4 protein-coding genes are annotated in these 2,815 nt (G+C 70.5%); 3 read left to right on the top strand and 1 reads right to left on the bottom strand.

Annotation, left to right across the window (positions count from 1 at the left end):
* On the bottom strand, positions 1 to 609 hold a 609-nt coding region (locus tag KBX53_RS28395), incomplete at its 3' end, for a trypsin-like serine protease (protein ID WP_210862632.1).
* A gap of 356 nt (positions 610 to 965) precedes the next feature.
* Here KBX53_RS28395 and purS point away from each other — a divergent pair.
* The 3 genes from purS to KBX53_RS28380 form a co-directional block, all read left to right on the top strand.
* Positions 966 to 1,229: a phosphoribosylformylglycinamidine synthase subunit PurS gene (gene purS / locus KBX53_RS28390; RefSeq protein ID WP_030332194.1), complete on the top strand. Its 264-nt coding sequence runs from the start codon at positions 966 to 968 to the stop codon at positions 1,227 to 1,229.
* On the top strand, positions 1,226 to 1,909 hold the full coding sequence (gene purQ, locus KBX53_RS28385; protein ID WP_210862630.1) for a phosphoribosylformylglycinamidine synthase subunit PurQ: 684 nt from the start codon (positions 1,226 to 1,228) through the stop codon (positions 1,907 to 1,909). Before purS ends, purQ begins: the two co-directional genes overlap by 4 nt.
* Before the next feature lie 55 nt (positions 1,910 to 1,964).
* A partial coding sequence (locus KBX53_RS28380) for an AIR synthase related protein (protein ID WP_247676357.1) occupies positions 1,965 to 2,815 on the top strand: 851 nt, incomplete at its 3' end.

Here is a 2,815-nt window from a genome sequence, read left to right as displayed (position 1 = left end):
GACGGCGGTGGAGGCGACGCCGACCTGCTGGCCGTTGTAGAACTGCGGGCCGCCGGCGTCACCGCGCCAGGCGTTGCCGTTGATCCGGGTGCTGCGGATCGCCTGGCCGCCGTACGCGTCGGTGACGCTGTTGCTGGTCACCCGGACGCTGGCGGTCTTCAGCTGGGTGGACGCCGAGCAGCCGCTGTAGCAGGTCATGCCCCAGCCGTAGATCGAGTTCGTCGAGTTGATCGGCGGGTTGCTGCTGGCCAGGCTCACCGCCGAGGTGCTGACGGTGCTGGAGAGCCGCATGAGCGCGAGGTCGTAGCGGGTGTAGGTGGCGCTGACCGTGCGGGTGACCCCGCCGGAGGTGCGGTTCACGCTTCCGATGCGCACCGACATGGTGCCGCTGATGCAGTGCCGGGCGGTGAGCACCCACTGCGCGGCGATGACGCTGCCGGAGCAGGTGAACGAGCCGTTGCTGAGCACCGCGGCGGCCCAGGGCGCGGACGAGACGGTGCTGCCGCCGATGATGAGTGGACTGACCGGGGCGGCGGACGCTGCGGACGTGACGCCGAGGGCGCCGACCAGTGCGGTGCTGAGGACGGCGAGCAGGGGGCGGATGCGCATCGGGTGGACTCCTTGGGCGGGGCGGACCCGGGGTCGCCGGGTGCGGATGGGGCGGCAACGGGGATTCCCGTGGACGCATGAATCGACCTACGTCGATGTACAGTAGGTCCCGCCGCGATCATTATCAAGGACCTGATCGAGTTTGATCAATGTAACGATTCAGCCACCCGCAGCGCCGTATATGTCCTGCTGAGGCCACCTGTAGCGCCTGACGGGCCACCCTGGGCGCCGATAGTGTTGAGCACTGCCTGAACTCCAGCCGGCCGGTGCGCCCGCGGCGATATCTGCCAGGTACGCTGGCTGCGCTCGCCCATTGTGGGTCGGCACCCAACTGCGTACACAGTCAGGAGTGCCCAGTGCCTCGCGTCGTCGTCGACGTCATGCTCAAGCCCGAGATCCTCGATCCGCAGGGCCAGGCCGTCGCAAACGCGCTGCCCCGGCTCGGCGTCAGTGACGTCGCCTCGGTTCGGATCGGCAGGCGGATCGAGATCGAGTTCACCGGTGAACCGGACCTGGACCGCGCTCGGGAAATTGCCGACAAACTGCTCGCCAACCCGGTCATCGAGGACTTCACCGTCCGCCTGGTCGAGGCCGACGAGACCGCGGATGCCCGCTCGTGACCGCCCGGGTCGGTGTGGTCACCTTCCCCGGCTCGCTCGACGACGGGGACGCGGCCCGGGCCGTCCGGATCGCCGGCGCTGAGCCGGTCCGGCTCTGGCACGGTGACCCGCAGCTGCACGGGGTCGACGCGGTCGTCCTGCCCGGCGGGTTCTCCTACGGTGACTACCTGCGGTGCGGTGCCATCGCCCGGTTCGCTCCGGTGATGGAGACGATCGTGGATGCCGCCCGGGGCGGTCTGCCGGTGCTCGGCATCTGCAACGGCTTCCAGATCCTCTGCGAGGCGCACCTGCTGCCCGGTGCGCTCACCCGCAACCAGCACCTGCACTTCCGCAACCGGGACCAGGTCCTGCGCATCGAGTCGGCCGGCACGGCGTGGACCAACGCGTTCCAGCCCGGCCAGGAGGTGCTGATTCCGGTCAAGAACGGCGAGGGCTGCTACGTCGCGGACACCGCGACGCTGGACCAGCTCGAAGCCGAGGGCCGGGTGGTCGCCCGCTACATCGGTGGCAACCCCAACGGGTCCCAGCGCGACATCGCCGCGATCACCAACGCCGCCGGCAACGTGGTCGGCATCATGCCGCACCCCGAGCACGCGGTGGAGGCGCTCACCGGCCCTTCGCTGGACGGTCTCGGCTTCTTCACGTCGGCCCTCAAGCACCTGGTCGGGGCACCAGCATGATCATCGGTCAGCTCAACCGCCGGCCTGGCGGGCCCGAGCGCAGCGAGGAGAGGTCATGACCACCCATCCGGACCCGGTACGGGACACACCGGAGGCGTACTCCGCACCGGCGCAGCCGACCGAGCCGAGCCCGGCCCAGCCGGTCGCGCCCGCGACCGCTCCCGCCCAGCCGGCCACCGCCGTCTGGGCCGAGGGCGTGGACACCGTGCCGCGCGCCGGTGGCACCCCGGGCGAGCTTCAGCCGTACACCGAGCTGGGCCTGCGCGACGACGAGTACGACCGGATCCGGCAGATCCTCGGCCGCCGGCCCACGCAGTCCGAGCTGGCCATGTACTCGATCATGTGGAGCGAGCACTGCTCCTACAAGTCGAGCAAGGTGCACCTGCGCCAGTTCGGCGAGAAGGCCCCGCAGAGCGACCGGCTGCTCGCCGGCATCGGTGAGAACGCCGGCGTCGTGCAGGTCTCCGACGAGCTGGCGGTGACCTTCAAGGTCGAGTCGCACAACCACCCGAGCTTCGTCGAGCCGTACCAGGGTGCGGCGACCGGCGTCGGCGGCATCGTCCGCGACATCCTCGCCATGGGTGCCCGCCCGGTCGCCGTGATGGACCCGCTGCGCTTCGGTGCCGCGGACCACCCGGACACCGCCCGGGTGCTCACCGGTGTGGTCGCCGGCGTCGGCGGCTACGGCAACTGCCTGGGCCTGCCCAACATCGGTGGCGAGCTGGTCTTCGACCCCTCCTACCAGGGCAACCCGCTGCTCAACGCGCTCTGCCTGGGCGTGCTGCCGGTCAACCGGTTGCAGAACAAGGCGGCCGCCGGGCCGGGCAACGTTGTCGTGCTGATGGGCGCCAAGACCGGCCGCGACGGCATCGGCGGCGTCTCGGTGCTGGCCAGCGCCACCTTCGA

It is taken from the genome of Micromonospora sp. M51, assembly GCF_018070305.1.
Classification (GTDB): domain Bacteria; phylum Actinomycetota; class Actinomycetes; order Mycobacteriales; family Micromonosporaceae; genus Micromonospora; species Micromonospora parva.
Note: the sequence above shows the minus strand (reverse complement) of the source record. Positions and strands in the feature narration are given on the sequence as shown.